The organism is Streptomyces sp. NPDC002125, assembly GCF_053593715.1.
Genome location: NZ_JBSFDD010000026.1, coordinates 8,672 through 24,930, shown reverse-complemented (window position 1 = coordinate 24,930; position 16,259 = coordinate 8,672). Strand labels below are relative to the sequence as shown.

Genomic DNA, 16,259 nt, shown 5'->3' with positions numbered 1-16,259 from the left:
CCCGTGCCGCTCAGGTTGCTGACCTGCGGTAGCTGCGAAGCGGCACGCCAGATCAGGCCAGGTGAGTGCGCTGGTGAGCACGCTCCTGCGAGAGGTGGACGTTCGGCCCCGGACTTCTCGTCCGGGGCCGTTTCCGTGCGCGGTGCGTGAACGGTTGTGGTGCCGATATCCGGAGTGGGCCGTAGACCGTCAGCCGTGGGGCGTCACGAGGTGAAGGGGACCGCGGCTTGGGGGTCGGTGTGCCAGTTGGTGACGATGGGGGCGTCGACGAGGACGCTGCCGACCTTCAGGGAGACGGGGTTGGGGTCCGCCTCGGTGACGGAGACGATGACGGTGCTGTACTCGGTGCCGCCGTCGTCGGGGGTGGTCTTCGGGCTCACTCCGGCGTACGCGGTGGTGCCGCCGGACAGGGTGATCTCCTCGCCCGCCACCTGCTCCGCCGGGCCGGCCTGGGTGCCGCCCGAGCCGAAGGCGATGACGGGCAGGCCGCCGGGCAGGGCACAGGTGATACCGGCCTTGGCCTTGACGCTGATGCGGTAGTAGCCGCCGGCCTGGCTCCTCTCCTTGGCTCCCCACACAAGGTCGTTGGTGCCGCAGGACTGGCCGTAACCGGTCTTGTCCGCGGCCTCCGAGGTGCCCGAGTCGGCGCCGGAGCCCGAACCCGAACCCGCACCCGAGCCGGCGGCGGGGGCCTTGTCCTTGGATGCGGCGGCGGGCTTTGCGGCGCCGTCGTCATCGGCTCCGGCGGACGTCTTCGGGGAGCCGCTCGGCGAGGCCGTGGGGGTGCCGGAGGCGCCGGCGTCGGAGGCGGCGGTGGAGTCCGTTCCGGTCGAGCCCGCTCCGCAGGCGGTCGTCAGGAAGCCGGCCGTGACGGCGGCGGTGACGAGGAGGGCGGTGCGCAGGCGACGGTTCAGCATGGTGAGGGTTCCTTCTGCGTACGTGGGTCGGTGGATACGTGGGTGGGGTGGATACGTGAGGGGTGGAGCAGGGTGGTGGCCGCGGCGGTGTGACGGGCAGGCGGTCAGGGACGGACGACGGGGTCGGCGATCGAGGCGGGCGGGGGAGTGTCCCCGGCCGTGGTCCGGCGGTGCTCCTCCCGCAGCGCGGCCGAGCCGGGTCGCGCCGCGGCCAGTAGCGGGGCGCGCAGGCTCGGCGCCTTCAGGGCGAGCCGGGCAAGGGCGTAACCCGCCAGCCCGCCCAGTGTGTTGGCGAGGACGTCGTTGACGTCCACCGACCGGCCGTTGTTGAGGACGAGGTAGGAGAGCAACTGCCCGGCTTCGAGGGCCAGGCTCACCGTGGCCGTGATCAGGGCGGCGCGCGCCGGCGAGTCGGCGTGCCGGAACAACAGCGGCAGCAGGAAGCCCGCCGGCACCAGCAGCATGACGTTGGGGATGAAGGTGAGGTCCGCGGTGAGGAGAGGGATGAAGTTGATCTGGCCGACCCAGGACGCCTGGTTGGCGTACATGCCCCAGGTCACGTTCAGCGGGAATACCGTCAGGGACAGCACGGCCGAGAGGTAGACACCCGCGGCCAGTTGCAGCAGAGCGTGGTATCTGCTCCACCGGCCGCGCCGGACCCGCACGACGACGGCGACGGCGAACAGGACGAGGACGGGGCCGAGAACGGGTGCGGAGTCCACCTGGAAGCGGATGTCCATGAGGGTGATCCTTCGGTCGGGGCAGGCGGTTCTGACAGGACTCAGCCTCCTTGCCGGCCCCGGCCCCGCGGATCTCCCGAACGGCCCATTTCCCGGCCGCGGCCTATGACTTTCGGCGGAGTGGACCCGGTCTCCGGCGCGGCTAAGGTGCTGACCATGTCCAGACCACGTCGTACCGCCGCCCTCGGCGGGCCCATCGACGGCATACGCGCCCTCGGAGCATGTGCTGTCGGCAGGTTCGCCGTCAGCGCCCTGGTGCTCTGCTTCCTCGGAGCGGTCCTGCTGCTCGACATCGACACCGGCACCCTCATGCGGCAGGGCACCGGGATCCTGCTGGTCCTGTCGACCTCCGCGGCGGCGGGCGTCTTCCCCGCCGTGGGGATCCGGCTGCCGCCGCCGGTGCTGGCCTGGGGGGCGTGCGCGGTCCCGCTGGTTTCGCTGGCCTGTTCCGTGGCTCTGGGGGTGACGGCCGGCGGCCCTTCGGGGCCGGACGACGCATCCGACACATACACCCTGTTCGAGCCGGTCGCCCTGACGGTGCTGCTGCACCTCACGGCACGCCGGGGGTCGCCCAAGGGGACGGCCGTCGCGTTGCCGCTGCTGCTGGCCGCCCTGGTACTGCGTCCGCTGGTGGTCGAGGTGGACGAGGGCAGCAGCATCGTCGCGCTCATCCTGACCCTGGTGGGCGGTGGGGCCCTCGCCTCCGGCCTCACCGTCCGCCTGGTGGTCGCGTCGCGTCGGCAGCACGCGGAGCAGATCCGGCTCGAACAGCGCCTGGCGTTCGCCCGCGACCTGCACGACTTCGTCGCCCACCACATCTCCGGCATCGTGGTGCAGGCCCAGGGAGCCCGCGCCATGGCCGCGAAGAAGCCCGAAATGGTGGGTGAGGCGCTGGAGTTGATCGAGTCCACCGGGGCGGAGGCGCTGGGCGCCATGCGCACGATGGTGGGCGCGCTGCGGCAGGACACGGCTCCCGGCCCCCGCACGCCCGGAGCGGACGGGGTGCGCGCTCTCGTGGCGGACTGCCGGATCCCCGGCGTACAGGTCGATCTCGTCGAGGCGGGCCCGGTGGACGCCCTTCCGGCCGACGCCGTCCGGCTGGTGGAACGCGTCGTCATGGAGGCGCTGACGAATATCCGTAAACACGCCCGGTCCTGCACCGTCGTGCGGGTCAGCCTGGACGTCTCCGGGCGACGGGTGATCACCCGGGTAGTGGACGACGGCCGGCCCGGGCCGTCGGACGGTGCCGGTTACGGGCTGCGCGGCCTGCGTGAGGTCACCGACGCCGCCGGCGGCATCCTCACCGCGGGCCCCCGCACCGCCGGCGCCCTCGGGCCCGGTACGGATGCCGGCACCGGCTGGGTCGTCGCACTCGAACTCCCCTACCCCCTACGACAGGCGACCAGATGACCATCCGTGTCCTTCTCGCGGACGACCAGGCGATCGTGCGTACCGGAATGGCCATGATCCTCGCGGCCGAGGACGACATCGAGGTGGTCGCCCAGGCCGCCGACGGGGTCGCCGCGATCCAGCAGTCCGAGCGGCACCGTCCGGACGTCGTGCTCATGGACATCAGGATGCCGCGCCTGAACGGCATCGAGGCCCTGCGGCACCTGCACCGGCCGGGTGTCGCGCACACGCCGAAGGTGGTCATGGTGACGACGTTCGACGACGACGAGTACGTGCACCAGGCGCTGCACCACGGCGCCTGCGGCTTCCTGCTCAAGGACGCGGGGCCCCGGCTGCTGGCCGAGGCGGTTCGCTCCGCCGCCTCCGGCGAGGCGCTGATCAGCCCGTCGATCACGGTCCGGCTGCTCCAGCAGTTCGCCCGCCCCGCCGTCGCCGCGCCCCGCCCCTCACCCCTGTCCCAGCGCGAGACCGAGGTGGCGGCCCTTGTCTCGCGCGGGCACACCAACACCGAGATCGGGGCCGCCCTGCACATCGGCACGGGAACCGTGAAGTCCCACCTGACGAACATCCAGGCCAAGTTGGGGGTACGCAACCGGGTCGAGATAGCCGCCTGGGCCTGGGAGTCCGGCCTCGCCCGCTGACCGGCCCGGAGAACCGGAGGCCTCGGAGGACTCGGAGGCATCGGACCTCGTGGCACAGGGCCTCGGAGCCCGTGAAAACCGGGTCCCGAGCCCGTGAGAACCGAACCCCGGAGCCGGTGAGCGCCGATGGGCCGGGCGGGCGCCCAGGGGCCCCGGGGCGTGCACCCCGAGGCCCCGAAGGCACCGCATCCCGTCCTGGGCCCCTCTGCCGCCCAACCGGTCGGTCGCCCAGCCGGTTTCAGCCGCTCACTGTCCTTCCCCCAGCCGTTTCAGCAATTCCCAGCCGCTCCCGCAACTCCCGGTTCTCCGCCTCCAGTTCCGCGAGACGTTCGGCGACCTGCTCCAGCGAGTCCGCGAGTTCCGCCTGCGAGTAGCGCGGAGTGATGTGCTTGGCGCAGTTCCACGCCAGCCCTTCGACCCGGACGAGTATCAGCCGTTCCCGGAGCCCTTCGGTGCTGAGCCTCCCGATCTCCTCCGCGATCCCCCGGGGGAGCCCGGTGTAGTCCCCGGCGTCCCTGGTCTCCGCGCGGCCGAGCACCTTCAGCCGTGCCTGGTGCGCGTAGTCCATGAAGAAGAGCGAGACCCGGTCGTCCCCCCGGAGGTTGCCGGCGGTGATGTACTGCCGGTTGCCCCGTACCTCGGCGAACGCCAGCGTTCCCTCGTCCACGACGTGCACGAACCCGGCCGGACCGCCCCGGTGCTGGATGTACGGCCACCCGTCCTCCCCCACCGTGCCGAGGTAGAAGCCGTCCCGCGCCCCGATGAACTCCGCTTCGCGTGGGCCGAGCCGGTCGGGTTCCGCCGGCCCGTCCCGCAGCCGGTCCATCGCTCGGGCGCTTCCCCTCTCCTCCTGCACGCGCCGGACGTTCCCGGTGAAGGCCACCTGGGCGTACCGGCTCATGCGGGTGTCCGTCCCGCCGCTGCCGCCAGCCGGTCCGCGGCCAGACCCGCGAGGAGGCGGGCCCCGTCGCCGAGGACCTCGTTGCCGAAGACGGCGTCCGGGCTGTGGTTGAAGCTCGCCTTCGCAGGGTCGCGGTCCGGTGGGCAGGCGCCGAGGAAGAGCATGGCGCCGGGCACCTGATCCAGCACGAAGGAGAAGTCCTCCGACGGGCTGAGCGGGGTCGGGGACCAGACGAGCCGGCCCGGTCCCAGCGTCCGGTCGACCACCGCCGCGGCGAAGTCCGCTTCGGCCGGGTCGACGACGGTGACCGGGTAGTCCATGACGTGGTCCACCTCCACCGTCACCCCGTGGGCCGCCGCGACCCCCTCCAGCACCCGGGTCACCCCGTCCAGCACCTGTGCCTTGGCGCCCGGTCCGAAGGTCCGTACGCCGATCTTCAGCTCGGCCTCGTCCGGGACGATGTTGGCGGCCGTGCCCGCGTGGATGCTGCCGACGGAGAGCAGCACCGGGTCGAAGGGGTCGAAGCCCCGGCTCGCGTACGTCTGCAGGGCCAGGACCATCTCGCAGGCCGCCGGGACCGGGTCCCGGAGCAGGTGCGGCTGGGAGTCGTGGCCGCCCCGGCCCCGTACGGTCACCCGTAGCGCGTCACCGCCGGCCAGCAGCGGTCCCTTGCGGGTGAGGACCGCGCCGGCCGGGAGCATCGAGGACGCCACGTGCAGGGCGTAGGCGGCGGCGGGGCGGCGGCCTGGCCCCGCCGCGTCCAGGACCCCTTCCTCGATCATCAGCCGTGCGCCGTGGTGTCCCTCCTCCCCGGGCTGGAACATGAGGATCACGTCGCCCGCGAGCTCGTCCCGCTGCCCGGCGAGCTGCCGGGCGGCGCCGACCAGCATGGCGGTGTGCAGGTCGTGCCCGCAGGCGTGCATCCGGCCCTCGTACGCGGAGGCGTACGGGACGCCGGTCGTCTCCGTGAGGGGCAGCGCGTCCATGTCGGCGCGCAGCAGCACCACCGGAGGGGGGCCGTCCGCCGTGCCGCCGCCACGGCCGCGGAGCACGGCCGTGACGGACGACAGGGCGCTGCCCGTCGTGATCTCCAAAGGCAGTCCGTCGAGCGCGGCCAGCACCTTCGCCCTGGTCCGCGGCAGGTCGAGACCGACTTCCGGCTCCCGGTGGAGGTCCTCGCGCAGGCGTACGAGGTCCTCCACGGGCCCGTACGCGGGCAGCGGGGCGGTCACTTGGTCGCCGTGATGATGCCGTGCGGGGTGATGGCGTCGGTGCAGCGGGTGCGCAGCACCGAGTCGAACCCGACCTCCTTCAGGGACTCCTCGTACTTCTCCCAGGCGTAGAGCATCCCGCCCTCGCCGGCGACCGCCGCGAAGAAGGGGCTGGCGAGGGCGGCCATCAGAGGGCCGTCGTAGCCGTCCTCGGACATGGAGTTGAGGATCATGACCCGGCCGCCGTCCGGCAGCACCGCGTGCGCGTGGCCCAGCAGCACCCGGATGCGGTCCTGCGGCCAGATCTGGAGCTGGTGCACGAACATCACGGTGTCGTACCCCTCGGGGTAGGCGTCCTCGAAGATGTCCCCCTCGACGACCTTGACACGGTCGCTGAGACCGGCCTCCTCAACCCGCTTGCGGGCCAGTTCGACCACCTTCGGGATCTCCAGCACGGTGACCTCGACCTCGGGGTGCGCCTTGGCCACCGCGATGGCCATGGTGGCGTCGCCGCCGCCTACGTCGAGGATGCGGCGGGAAGTGCTGAAGTCGCCGTAGTTGATGAGGTGCTTGGAGGCGACCGCCGACCAGGTGCCCATGAAGTGGTAGAAGACCTGGAGGAGTTCGGGGTCCTCGCTCAGCCGGTGGTAGACGGTGGCGCCGTCTCCGGGGTAGCGGCGCAGACCGACGTTGGTGTTGTCCCGCAGCGACTCGGTGAAGTCGACCAGACCGGGGTAGGTCACGTACGCCTCGAATCCGACGACCGCCTTGACCAGCTCCCAGTGGCCGCCGGTGAACAGGTCGGCGACGGACTGGGTGTTGAAGTAGCCCTCGCCCCTGCGTTCCACCAGCTTCAGCGAGCTGACGCCCAGCACCAGGATGTCCAGGGCCCGCTCCTGGAGACCGAGCTCGTCGAGGAGCTGCTGCCGGCTCGCTCCGGGGCTGCGCTCCAGCAGGTCGAAGAGGCCGAGCTCGACCCCGGCACGCATGAACTGGAAGGCGTTGTGTCCGAGCAGCACCGTGGTCAGGGCGTCCGGGACGACGCTCTCGTGCGGGGTGAACGGGTTCTGTACCTCGGTCATGATGTGTCTCCCTGGTCTGAGGGGGTGTCGATCGGTTCGTCGGGGCCAGGCGACCGCAGCGACCGCGTGCCGGAGGCGGCGGGGGAACAGGGGTGGGACGGCACTTCGGGTACGGCGACCACGACCGCGCCGATCACGCCGGGCGGTACGTCGGTCAGATCGGTCAGTTCGTGGGGTCCGGGGCTGCCGGGCACGCGGATCCGGTACGGCCGGCCGGGGGCCGACGGGCCGCACGGCAGGTCGGAAAGGTCCAGGCCGGCCATGGCGGGCAGGCCGGCACCGGTCGCCTTGACCAGTGCCTCCTTGCGGACCCAGGTGCGTAGCAGGGCGTCCGCGGGGGCGGGCGATCCGCGGATCCGCCCGGCCTCGCCCGGCGTCAGGAAGCGGCGGAGTGTACGGATGCCGCGGCCGGGCACGCCCCGGCGCGGGAGCCGTTCGACGTCGATGCCGACCGGGTGGTCCGCCGCGGCGGCGGCCACCACGCCGCCCGCGTACGAGAGGCTGATCTCCGGCGCCGGTTCCCCGCCGCGCGCGGCGACGCGGGGGCGGCCGTGCGGGCCGCCGCAGTCCGGACAGCGCTGGAGCAGGACGACGTCGAGCGGCGAGCCTCCCGTCCGGCGGGCGGCGCACAGGCGGGCGAGGAAGTGCGCCGCGACGAAGTCCGCGCGGGCGGCTTCGGTACGGACGTCCGCGAGGCGGAGCGTCTCGGCCGGGGTGAGGACGAACGTTCGGGCGCCGGGCAGCGCCAGCACGTCCCGGGTGTCCGCGACCGCGACGGCCGGGGCGGCGGCCCCGGCCACCGTGCGCGGGGCAGGAACCCGTACGCCCGGCACCGCGCCCGGGCGCTCTACGGCGCCTTGGTGCCGCTCCGCCGCCATGTCGCGCACCGCTCTCACTTCTTGCGCTGGCTGAAGACGACGCCGCCGAGGGAGAGCGCGCCGCCGACGACCGCCAGCCACGGCGGGGTCTCGGCGAGGATCAGCCAGGCGAGGGTGACGGCGATCGGCGGCGAGAGGTAGGTGAGCGCGCCCATCTTCCCGGCGGTGGAGCGGGCCAGTGCGTAGCCCCAGGTGGTGAAGGCGACCGAGGTCGGGAAGACGCCGAGGTAGATCGTCCAGGCGATCGACTCGCCGCTCGCGTGCGAGAGGTTGTCGATGAGCTGCGGGAGGAACGGCAGGCACAGCACCGCTCCGACCACGCAGGCGAGCCAGGTGACCACGAGGGCCGAGCTGTTGGCGAGCAGCGGCTTCTCGGTGACGACGCCGCCCGCGTACGCCACGGCGGCCAGCAGGGCGAGCAGGCTGCCGGTCCCGGCGTCCAGGCCCTCGCTGGAGGTGGCCAGGCCGATCAGCAGGACCCCGGCCAGCGCCACGCTGCCGCCGACGATCAGTGAGCGGGGGAAGCCCTCCTTCAGCAGCAGCCCGGCCAGTACGGCGATGAGCACCGGGCCGAGGCTGATGATCATCGAGGTGGTGCCGGCGTCGATGCGCTGCTCGGCCGCGTTGAGCGCGACGTTGTAGACGCCGAACCAGAGGAATCCGCAGAGGATCAGGCGCGGTGCGTCCGAGCGGGGCGGCAGCGGCACCCGGCGGATCAGGACCACCGCGCCCAGGAGCACGGCTCCGATGAACAGCCGGGCGAGGGTGAGGGCGCCCGGGTCGATGTCGTCGCCGGCCGCCCGGATGCCGATGAACGCGGAAGCCCACAGGACGACCGTGACCACCCCCGCCGCCACCGCCAGCGGGGGCGTGCCCGCGGCGGGCGCGGGGTTCTCCGGCGGCGGGGTGGTCCCCTGATTGGCTTGCGCAGAGGTCACAGCTGTTCACTTCCTTCTCGTTCTTGCTCGTTACCGGTGGTGGGTTCGTGGGTGACCGGCGGCAGTGCGTCCCGGCCCGGCGGTACGGGGGCCGGGGCCGGGCCGGCGTCCAGGGCCGCGGCCAGCCGCCTCGCCACCTCGGTGACGTACGGCGGGCGCAGCAGGGAGAAGTGGTCACCGGGGAGGGTCGCCTCCTCGCGGATGCCGCCGCGCGTCAACGGAGCCCAGTCGGTGCGGGGTTCGCGCAGCCGGTCGCGGGCCCACCACACGGTGAGCGGGGCGTCGACGGCGGTGGGCCGGTGGCCGAGGACCACCTGCTCGTGGTGTTCGGCCAGTTCCGCCTGGTGCAGCAGCGCCTCGGTGGGGGCGGCCGGCCGGCCGCGCTCCTCGGCGCGGGCGACCAGCAGCTTCAGCCGTTCCTGCAACGGGAGTCCGCGCAGCCGCTCGCGGAGTCCGGCAGCCTCCTGCGGTGTCACGGCGAGGTCGGGGAGGGTGTCGGCGAGGGCGACGGCGGGGGCCAGCAGCGGGTCGGGCCGGCCCGCGCCGGGTACGGACGAGTCGAGCAGCGCGACCAGGGCGACCTCCTCGCCCGCCGCCTCCAGCAGCGCCGCCACCTCGACGGCGAGGGCGCCGCCCATCGACCAGCCGGCCAGGTGGTAGGGGCCGCTGGGCCGGTGGCCGCGGACCAGTTCGGCGTACTGGGCGGCCATCGCGGCGAAGCTCTCCGCCTCGGGCTCGCCGGACAGGGCGCGGGACCGGATGCCGAGCACCTCCCGTCCCCCCGGCAACAGGCCGACCAGCTCCCGGTACGCCATGACGTCGCCGCCCGCGGGGTGGAACAGGAAGAGCGGGGCGGGGGTGACCGGCGCCCGCAGCGGCAGGACCTGGGCGTGCGCGGATCCGGCGGACAGCAGCGCGGCGAACCGGGCCACGGTCGGTGCCTCGAAGAGGGAGGTGAGCGGCAGCCGCACCCCGAAGCGGCGGCCGACCGCGGCGACGAGGCGGGCCGCGAGCAGCGAGTGGCCGCCGAGTTCGAAGAAGTCCTCGTCGGGACCGATCGCGTCCGGGTCGCGTCCGAGCAGTTCCCCCCACAGCTCCGCGACGGAGCGCTGGACCGGCGTCCGCGCGGGCGCGGCGGTTCCGGGGGCGGTGGAGGCGGGATGCGGGACCGGTTCGGGGAGGGCGGCGCGGTCGAGTTTGCCGTTGACGGTGACGGGGAGCGCGTCCAGGGGCGCGTAGACGCCCGGCACCATGTGGTCGGGCAGGGAGCGCGCCAGGAAGGCCCGCAGCTCGTCCCGGCCGGGGGCCGCGTCGGCTCCGACGGCCGGGACCACGTAGGCCACCAGGCGGTCCTGCCAGGTGCGGACCGCAGCGGCACGGACGCCGGGGTGGGCGGCCAGACGGGTCTCGATCTCGCCGAGTTCGATCCGGAACCCGCGCAGCTTGACCTGCCCGTCGGCCCGGCCGAGGAACTCCAGTGCCCCGTCGGGGCGTTGGCGTACGAGGTCGCCGGTGCGGTAGAGCCGTCCACCCGGCCGGCGGGGATCGGGAACGAACCGTTCGGCGGTGAGCGCCTCCCGGTTGCGGTAGCCGGCGGCGAGTTGCACTCCGCCGATGTGGAGTTCGCCGGCGATGCCGAGGGGCACCGGGCGCAGCCGGCCGTCCAGCACGTCGAGGGTGGTGTTGGCGACCGGGCGGCCGATGGGCACCGGCCCGTCGGCGTCCTCGGGCGCGCACCGCCACGCCGACACGTCCACGGCCGCCTCGGTGGGGCCGTAGAGGTTGTGCAGTTCGACCTCCGGGTGCGGGTACCGCAGGAAGAACGCACGCACCAGGTCCGGGGGCAGCGCCTCCCCGCTGGCGAAGACGCGGCGCAGGCTCCCTCCGCCCGCGGTCGCCGGGTCGTCGAGGTGGACGCGCAGCATGGACGGCACGAAGTGGACGGTCGTCACCGCCTCGCGGCGGATCAGCCCGGCCAGGTACGCCGGGTCGCGGTGCCCTTCGGGGCGGGCCACCACGAGCCGGGCTCCGGTCATCAGCGGCCAGAAGAACTCCCACACGGAGACGTCGAAGGTGAACGGGGTCTTCTGCAGCACGGCGTCGGCGGCGGTGAGTCCGTACGTCTCCTGCATCCACAGCAGCCGGTTGCAGATGGCCCGGTGCGTGACCTCGACGCACTTGGGGACGCCGGTGGAGCCGGAGGTGTAGATGAGGTAGGCGGGCAGGTCGGGATCGGCCGGGACCGCCGGGTCAGCCGTTTCCCCGCTCCCGCCGGGTGTGTCCGCGCCCGCCGGTCCGGCCTCGTCCACCCGGAGGGCGGGGACGTCGTCGGGCAGGCCGCCGTGCGGCAGCGGTCCGCTGGTGAGGACGAGGGCCGCTCCGGCGTCGGACAGCATGAACGCCATCCGCTCGGCCGGGGTCGCCGGGTCCACGGGGAGGTAGGCGCCGCCCGCCTTGAGGACCGCGAGCAGGGCGACGACCAGGTGTGCGGACCGGTCCAGGTGGACCGCCACCGCGGTGCCGGGCTCGAACCGCCCGCCGCCGGAGAGCCGTACGGCCTGCCGGATGCGCCGGGCCAGCCGGTCGGCGTCCGCGTCCAGCGCGGCGTACGTGAGGGTGCTGCCCTCGAAGACCACCGCCGGGGCGTCGGGGGTACGCCGCGCCTGCTGCTCCACCCGTGCGTGCAGCGGGGCGGTGAGGTCGTAGGGGCGTGCGGTGTCGTTGAAGGCGTCGAGGACGGCCAGCTCTGCCTCCGACAGCATCGCGGGAGCGGAGACCGGTGCTTCGGGCGAGGTGGTCAGGGCGTCGAGCAGGGCGAGGTAGTGGCCGGTGGCGCGTTCGCGTTCGGCCTCGTCGAAGCAGGCGGTGCGGAAGTCGAAGTCCAGCACGAACCGGGGCTCCGCGCCGGCGTCCGGGCGCAGCTCGCGCACCTGGAGGGTGAGCCGGTCCGGGGAGTGGCCGGTGTCGACGAGGTCGAATCCCGCCGGGGACCCGAACCCCTCGAAGACGGCGTTCTGGTAGTTGAGGTAGACGTCGTAGAGACGGGTGCCGCCGCGGTGCCGGGGGACGTGGTCCTGGTGGCGGGCCGCGTCGAGGAAGGCGCGCTGGACCTCCCGGGCGAGCGTGCGCAGCGTGGTGTCGCCGTCGATCCGTACCTGGAGCGGCAGGACGTTCATGAAGAGGCCGATGGTGGAGCGGAATTCGGCGGCGGGGCGGCCGGCGAACGGCGTGCCGATGCGCAGGAGTTCGCCGCCGCCGACCCGGTGGAGGTAGGCGAAGAGCGCCGCGCCGAAGGCGGTGGCGGGCGAGGCGTACCCCTCCGTGCGGGCAAACCCGGCGATCCGGGCGCTGCGTTGGGGGCCGAGGTCGAGGCTGATCCGGGCGGTGCGGGTCCGCCCGGCGAGGTCCTCCTCGCGGCCGTGGAAGGCGAGCCGCTCGACGGGTCGGGCCGCGAGCGCCTCCCAGTGGCGCCGGGCCCGCCGACGGCGCTCGCTGCCGCGGCCCGCCCGCTCGTGGTCGGCGTACGCCTGGAACGGCGGCAGCGGTGGGGCCTCGCCGAGCCGCCCCTCCCGGTCCAGGTCGTAGTAGTCGGACAGGGTGCGCAGGATCAGGGCCATGGACCAGGCGTCGCAGACGAGGTGGTCGACGTCGAGGTACCAGGCCCAGGCGTCGGGGCCGAGCCGGAGCAGGGCGGAGTCGAACACCGCGCGTGAGGGGTCGAGGCCGGTCGCCGTACGCCGGCGGGCCCAGGCCAGGGCCGCCGCCCTCGGGTCGGCCGCGCCGGACAGGTCCACCAGGTCCACCGGGGCGGGCACGGTCTCGCTCACCCGCCGCACCGGGACGCCCTCCACCTCGTGGAAGGTGGAGCGCAGGGAGTCGCTGTGGTCCACCAGCTTCTGGAACGCCCGTTGGAAGCGCGGGTGGTCGAGCGTCCCGGTGAGAGTGAGGAGCGCGGTGACGTTCTCGTAGTAGAGCCGCACGTCGCCGGAGGTCTTCTTGCCGAAGTACAGGGCGAGCTGGCTGTCGGTGAGGTTGGTGTCCGGGGCGGCCTGGGCGGAAGGGGTGGCGGTGGCCCCCGGGGTGGGGGCGGGCTCGCGCGCGGGCGGTGCGAGGAGGGCCCGGGGGGAGCGGGCGGCCCGGCGAACGGTCTCCTGGAACTCCTCGGCCCATCCGGCGACGGTGACCGCGTCGAAGAGATCGGTGCGGTATTCGAGGCAGCCGAGCAGTTCGCCGTCCTGCTCGCGCAGATGGAGGGCGAGTTCGAGGGGGGAGACGCCGAGGTGGAAGGCGTCGGGAGCGACCGGGGTGAGGGCGATCCCGCCCGCCCCGAGGACGCCGGCGACGGCGGGCTGGAGGGAGAAGGCCGTCTGCCTCAGCACCGGACGGCCGGGCGGCCTCGGCGGGTTGACCTCCCGGACGATGTCCCCGAAGGGCAGGTCGTGGGCCAGCGCCCCCGAGAGCACCTCGCCCGCGTGCCGGGCCGCGGCGGCGTGCGTCTGGTCCGGCCGCAGCCGCACCCGCAGCGGAAGCGTGTTGACGTGGAAGCCGATGAGCCGCTCCTCGGCGGCGCCCCGGCGCTCGTCCACGGGCGCGCCGATCACCAGGTCCCGCCCGCCGGTGACGCGGTACAGGGTCACGGCGTACGCGGCGAGCAGGAAGGCGTAGACGGTGGAGCGGTCCCGGCCGGCCGCCGCGCGCACCTCGTCGAGCAGCGCGGCCGGGAGACGGAGGCCGTGCCGGGCGCCCCGGACCGTCTCCCGGACCGGGCGCGGCCGGTCGGCGGGCAGGTCGAGGGCCGGCGGATCGCCGTCGAGCGCGGCGCGCCAGTACGCGGCCGAGCGGGCGTACTCCGCGTCGTCCGGCCGCCGCTCCTCGGCAGGGGCGACCGGCGGGGGCGGCAGCGGGGACGGACGGCCCTCGACGAACGCCCCGTACAGGGCTGCCAGTTCCTCCGCGAAGACGGCCACCGACCATCCGTCGCAGACCAGGTGGTGGGCGACGACCGTCAGCACGTGGTGGTCGTCCGCGCAGCGGTAGAGGGTGAACCGGACGAGCGGCGGGCGCTCCAGGTCGAAGGGGCGGGTGCCGTGTTCCCGGTGCAGCGCGTGCGCCCGCGGTTCCCGGTCCTTCGGCGGCAGCGCGCCGAGGTCGACGGTCCGCGGCAGGACGGCGGCGGGCTCCACGACGTGCGGGACCGGCCGGCCGTCGTGCTCGCGGAACCCGGTGCGCAGGGCGGGGTGCCGTGCGGTGATCTCCGTCAGCGCCGCGCCCAGCGCCCCCGTGTCGAGCGTCCCGGCCAGCCGGAACGCGGCCGACAGGTGGTGGGCCGGGCTCGCGGGGTCGAGCCGTTGCAGCAGCCACAGCCGCCGCTGGGCGTCGGTGGCGTTGGGACCGGCTCCGGCGTCGGGACCGGTGGTGGTCCCGGCGCCGGGACCGGCGTCAGGACCGGCGCCCTCCTGCCGTAGCCGGGCCATCAGCCGGGCCCGTTCCGCCGCGGGCAGCGACGCCAGCCGCCCCAGGAGATCGCTCACGAAGTGGCCTCCGCGACCCGTACGAGGAGGTCGTCGGGGTCCGAGTGGGTCTCCAGCAGCGCCGCGATCCATCGTTCCAGGCCGAAGGCGACGCAGCCCGTGTAGGCGGGACCTCCGTCGGCCAGCGTGATGTCGCAGCGCTCGCCGAAGAAGTTGCGGTGGAAGTTGAGCGAGCCGATGGCCAGGGTGGAGCCGTGTACGAACTCCTCCTTCACCGGGAAGAGCTGGGCCAGCAGCGCCCGTCCGCCGTCCTTCTCGAAGAAGGGGTCCGAGGCCGCCTCGACCGTCAGCCCCAGCCCCAGCCGGGACGCGAACTCGACCACCTTCGGGCGGAACGCGGCGAGGTGCTCCAGCACCGCCTCCCGGGGGCCGAGGCAGACGATCTCCCGCATGGTGAAGCCGCGCAGCCGGCGCAGCCCGTCGTAGTAGTCCTCGTTGCGGAAGCACTTGGCGACCGTGGTCACGAACGTGGGCCCGGCGAGGCTGCCGGAACGGTGGTGCAGGTAGACGTTGTAGCAGGCCGCGGAGACCAGCCCGTACTCGCTCGGTCCGAGCCGGTCCGCGGCGACCACCGGGCCGTCCACCGGGCCGGGGCCGTCCTCGACGCCCTCGGCGGGCAGCCTCAAGGGGGCCGTCATGAGCGCCAGTTGGGGAAAGTTGTCGAAGTAGTCGATGGAGGCCAGGTCGGCGGCGCCGATCACGGTCGGGAAGAGCATGGGGGCTGCGCCGGTCTCGGCCGCCCACCGCCGGAACTGCCCGTCCAGCAGGTCCATGAGGTGGACCAGTTCCGGCCCCAGGGTGACGAGTCCGCCGCGCGCCGTGTAGAGGTCACTCATGGTCCACCCCACCGGTGACGCCGGCCAGCACCTTGTCGCGGATGCCGCGCAGGGTCCGGAAGCCGGTGACGTTCTCCGCGGTCAGCTCCAGCTCCTGTCCGGCCAGGTCCTCCAGCAGGAACAGCAGTTGGGGGAAGTCGAGGGAGTCGATGAGCCGGCTGTCGATGAGGTCCTCGTCCCAGCCGATCGCGGACACCTCGGGGTTGCGTGTCAGCAACCAGGCGCGCACCCGCTCGATCGCGTCGTCCGCCATCAGACCCCGGCCCCCTCGAACGGGGAACCGCTGATGATCTCCTGGCTGGTGAGGAAGCGGGTGATGCGCTTGAAGAAGGTCTCGTGGTAGCCGTTCCGCGCCGGGTCCTTCAGCAGTTCCTCGCGGAAGGCGAAGGGCTCGGGGATGCCCGCGTCGCGGTAGACCGACGGGTTGTAGAGCGACTGGACGCTCGCGGTGATGTAGCGCCGCAGATACAGGTCGAGGCGGTCGCGCAGCTCCTGGTCGCCGCGTTCGCGCAGCGGCTCGTAGAGCAGTCCGACGAGCTTGCGGCCCATGATGATGTGGCGCCACTCGTCGTCGTGGTGGACCTGGTTCACCTCCCTGATCAGCGGGTGCAGGGTGGTGTCGCGCCCCATCCGGAGGTTGAAGTGGTCGACCAGCTCCTCGAAGATCAGGATGCGGGCGAAGACCAGGAAGTGGGCGACATCGATGTCCTCCTCCGCCGTCGCGACGGGGAGCGACTTGTCCGGGTAGATCTTGCCGCCGTAGCGCAGGCAGAACTGGGCGAAGAACCACATGTGCCCGTTCTCCTCGCCCAGGAAGCGGTGGAAGAACTCCGAGGGCAGCTCGAACCCGGGGGTGTGGATGCGCCGGGTCACCTCGATGAGCAGCTCGCGGATCCCGTGGATGTTCAGGCTGAAGAAATTGACGCTCTCCCACTTGCTGAGCCGCATGAGCTGCTTCTCGTCCAGCTCGTGCGCGTACCGGGTACCGGCCACGCTGAGCAGGTCGGGAGTCATCCACCACTGCTGCTCGGCGAGTTCGTCGACCCAGTCGAAGCGCGTGTACGGGCTGTAGTGGTGATCGGTCGCGTCGGCGACCAGGTGGTCGAGCGTCTCCACCACGTCTGACGTATCCATGGTCTCCCCTGCCGGTTCGGCGGTCGGCGTGCGTACGAGA

13 protein-coding genes are annotated in these 16,259 nt (G+C 73.3%); 2 read left to right on the top strand and 11 right to left on the bottom strand.

Features of this window, described 5'->3' with window-relative positions; all coding sequences use genetic code 11:
• Positions 1-203 precede the first annotated feature (203 nt).
• Positions 204-917 (bottom strand): DUF4232 domain-containing protein, encoded by a 714-nt coding sequence (locus ACWCQM_RS32060; RefSeq protein ID WP_450918576.1) that lies wholly within the window; start codon positions 915-917, stop codon positions 204-206.
• Positions 918-1,021: 104 nt separating this feature from the next.
• Positions 1,022-1,657 carry a VanZ family protein gene (locus ACWCQM_RS32055; protein WP_450918575.1) on the bottom strand — a complete coding sequence of 212 codons (636 nt, stop codon included), beginning with the start codon at positions 1,655-1,657 and terminating at the stop codon, positions 1,022-1,024.
• A 156-nt stretch (positions 1,658-1,813) separates the two neighbouring features.
• On the opposite strand from ACWCQM_RS32055, the gene ACWCQM_RS32050 reads away from it, so the two are divergent.
• Positions 1,814-3,067 carry a sensor histidine kinase gene (locus ACWCQM_RS32050; RefSeq protein WP_450918574.1) on the top strand — a complete coding sequence of 418 codons (1,254 nt, stop codon included), beginning with the start codon at positions 1,814-1,816 and terminating at the stop codon, positions 3,065-3,067.
• The gene (locus ACWCQM_RS32045) at positions 3,064-3,708 is read left to right on the top strand and encodes a response regulator (RefSeq protein ID WP_450918573.1); all 645 of its coding nucleotides are present in this window, start codon (positions 3,064-3,066) and stop codon (positions 3,706-3,708) included. The genes ACWCQM_RS32050 and ACWCQM_RS32045 overlap by 4 nt, the downstream gene beginning before the upstream one ends.
• Before the next feature lie 238 nt (positions 3,709-3,946).
• Here the strand turns inward: ACWCQM_RS32045 and ACWCQM_RS32040 are convergent, their stop codons facing one another.
• From ACWCQM_RS32040 to ACWCQM_RS32000, 9 genes are read right to left on the bottom strand one after another with little or no spacing between them, the layout of a single operon-like run.
• Positions 3,947-4,609, bottom strand: a complete 663-nt coding sequence (locus tag ACWCQM_RS32040) for a pyridoxamine 5'-phosphate oxidase family protein (protein ID WP_450918572.1) — start codon at positions 4,607-4,609, stop codon at positions 3,947-3,949.
• Positions 4,606-5,841: a M20 metallopeptidase family protein gene (locus tag ACWCQM_RS32035; protein WP_450918571.1), complete on the bottom strand. Its 1,236-nt coding sequence runs from the start codon at positions 5,839-5,841 to the stop codon at positions 4,606-4,608. Before ACWCQM_RS32035 ends, ACWCQM_RS32040 begins: the two co-directional genes overlap by 4 nt.
• A complete protein-coding gene (locus tag ACWCQM_RS32030; protein ID WP_450918570.1) occupies positions 5,838-6,902 on the bottom strand; it encodes a methyltransferase in 1,065 nt (354 codons plus the stop codon). The genes ACWCQM_RS32035 and ACWCQM_RS32030 overlap by 4 nt, the downstream gene beginning before the upstream one ends.
• Positions 6,899-7,780, bottom strand: coding sequence for a 4'-phosphopantetheinyl transferase family protein (locus ACWCQM_RS32025; RefSeq protein ID WP_450918661.1), 882 nt, complete (start codon positions 7,778-7,780; stop codon positions 6,899-6,901). The genes ACWCQM_RS32030 and ACWCQM_RS32025 overlap by 4 nt, the downstream gene beginning before the upstream one ends.
• A gap of 14 nt (positions 7,781-7,794) precedes the next feature.
• Positions 7,795-8,718, bottom strand: a complete 924-nt coding sequence (locus tag ACWCQM_RS32020) for a DMT family transporter (RefSeq protein WP_450918569.1) — start codon at positions 8,716-8,718, stop codon at positions 7,795-7,797.
• The gene (locus tag ACWCQM_RS32015; protein WP_450918568.1) at positions 8,715-14,249 is read right to left on the bottom strand and encodes an amino acid adenylation domain-containing protein; all 5,535 of its coding nucleotides are present in this window, start codon (positions 14,247-14,249) and stop codon (positions 8,715-8,717) included. The genes ACWCQM_RS32020 and ACWCQM_RS32015 overlap by 4 nt, the downstream gene beginning before the upstream one ends.
• Positions 14,246-15,085, bottom strand: coding sequence for an aminoacyl--tRNA ligase-related protein (locus tag ACWCQM_RS32010; RefSeq protein WP_450918567.1), 840 nt, complete (start codon positions 15,083-15,085; stop codon positions 14,246-14,248). The genes ACWCQM_RS32015 and ACWCQM_RS32010 overlap by 4 nt, the downstream gene beginning before the upstream one ends.
• Positions 15,078-15,338, bottom strand: coding sequence for an acyl carrier protein (locus ACWCQM_RS32005; protein ID WP_450918566.1), 261 nt, complete (start codon positions 15,336-15,338; stop codon positions 15,078-15,080). Before ACWCQM_RS32005 ends, ACWCQM_RS32010 begins: the two co-directional genes overlap by 8 nt.
• Positions 15,338-16,219, bottom strand: a complete 882-nt coding sequence (locus ACWCQM_RS32000) for a diiron oxygenase (protein ID WP_450918565.1) — start codon at positions 16,217-16,219, stop codon at positions 15,338-15,340. The genes ACWCQM_RS32005 and ACWCQM_RS32000 overlap by 1 nt, the downstream gene beginning before the upstream one ends.
• Between the last annotated feature and the right edge of the window lie 40 nt (positions 16,220-16,259).

Bases quoted from the DNA above. Each gene is read 5' to 3' on its own strand.
- ACWCQM_RS32055 (WP_450918575.1), bottom strand. From the start codon at position 1,657: ATGGACATCCGCTTCCAGGTGGACTCCGCACCCGTTCTCGGCCCCGTC.
- ACWCQM_RS32045 (WP_450918573.1), top strand. From the start codon at position 3,064: ATGACCATCCGTGTCCTTCTCGCGGACGACCAGGCGATCGTGCGTACC.
- ACWCQM_RS32005 (WP_450918566.1), bottom strand. From the start codon at position 15,338: ATGGCGGACGACGCGATCGAGCGGGTGCGCGCCTGGTTGCTGACACGC.
- ACWCQM_RS32040 (WP_450918572.1), bottom strand. From the start codon at position 4,609: ATGAGCCGGTACGCCCAGGTGGCCTTCACCGGGAACGTCCGGCGCGTG.
- ACWCQM_RS32025 (WP_450918661.1), bottom strand. From the start codon at position 7,780: ATGGCGGCGGAGCGGCACCAAGGCGCCGTAGAGCGCCCGGGCGCGGTG.
- ACWCQM_RS32000 (WP_450918565.1), bottom strand. From the start codon at position 16,219: ATGGATACGTCAGACGTGGTGGAGACGCTCGACCACCTGGTCGCCGAC.
- ACWCQM_RS32050 (WP_450918574.1), top strand. From the start codon at position 1,814: ATGTCCAGACCACGTCGTACCGCCGCCCTCGGCGGGCCCATCGACGGC.
- ACWCQM_RS32030 (WP_450918570.1), bottom strand. From the start codon at position 6,902: ATGACCGAGGTACAGAACCCGTTCACCCCGCACGAGAGCGTCGTCCCG.
- ACWCQM_RS32060 (WP_450918576.1), bottom strand. From the start codon at position 917: ATGCTGAACCGTCGCCTGCGCACCGCCCTCCTCGTCACCGCCGCCGTC.
- ACWCQM_RS32010 (WP_450918567.1), bottom strand. From the start codon at position 15,085: ATGAGTGACCTCTACACGGCGCGCGGCGGACTCGTCACCCTGGGGCCG.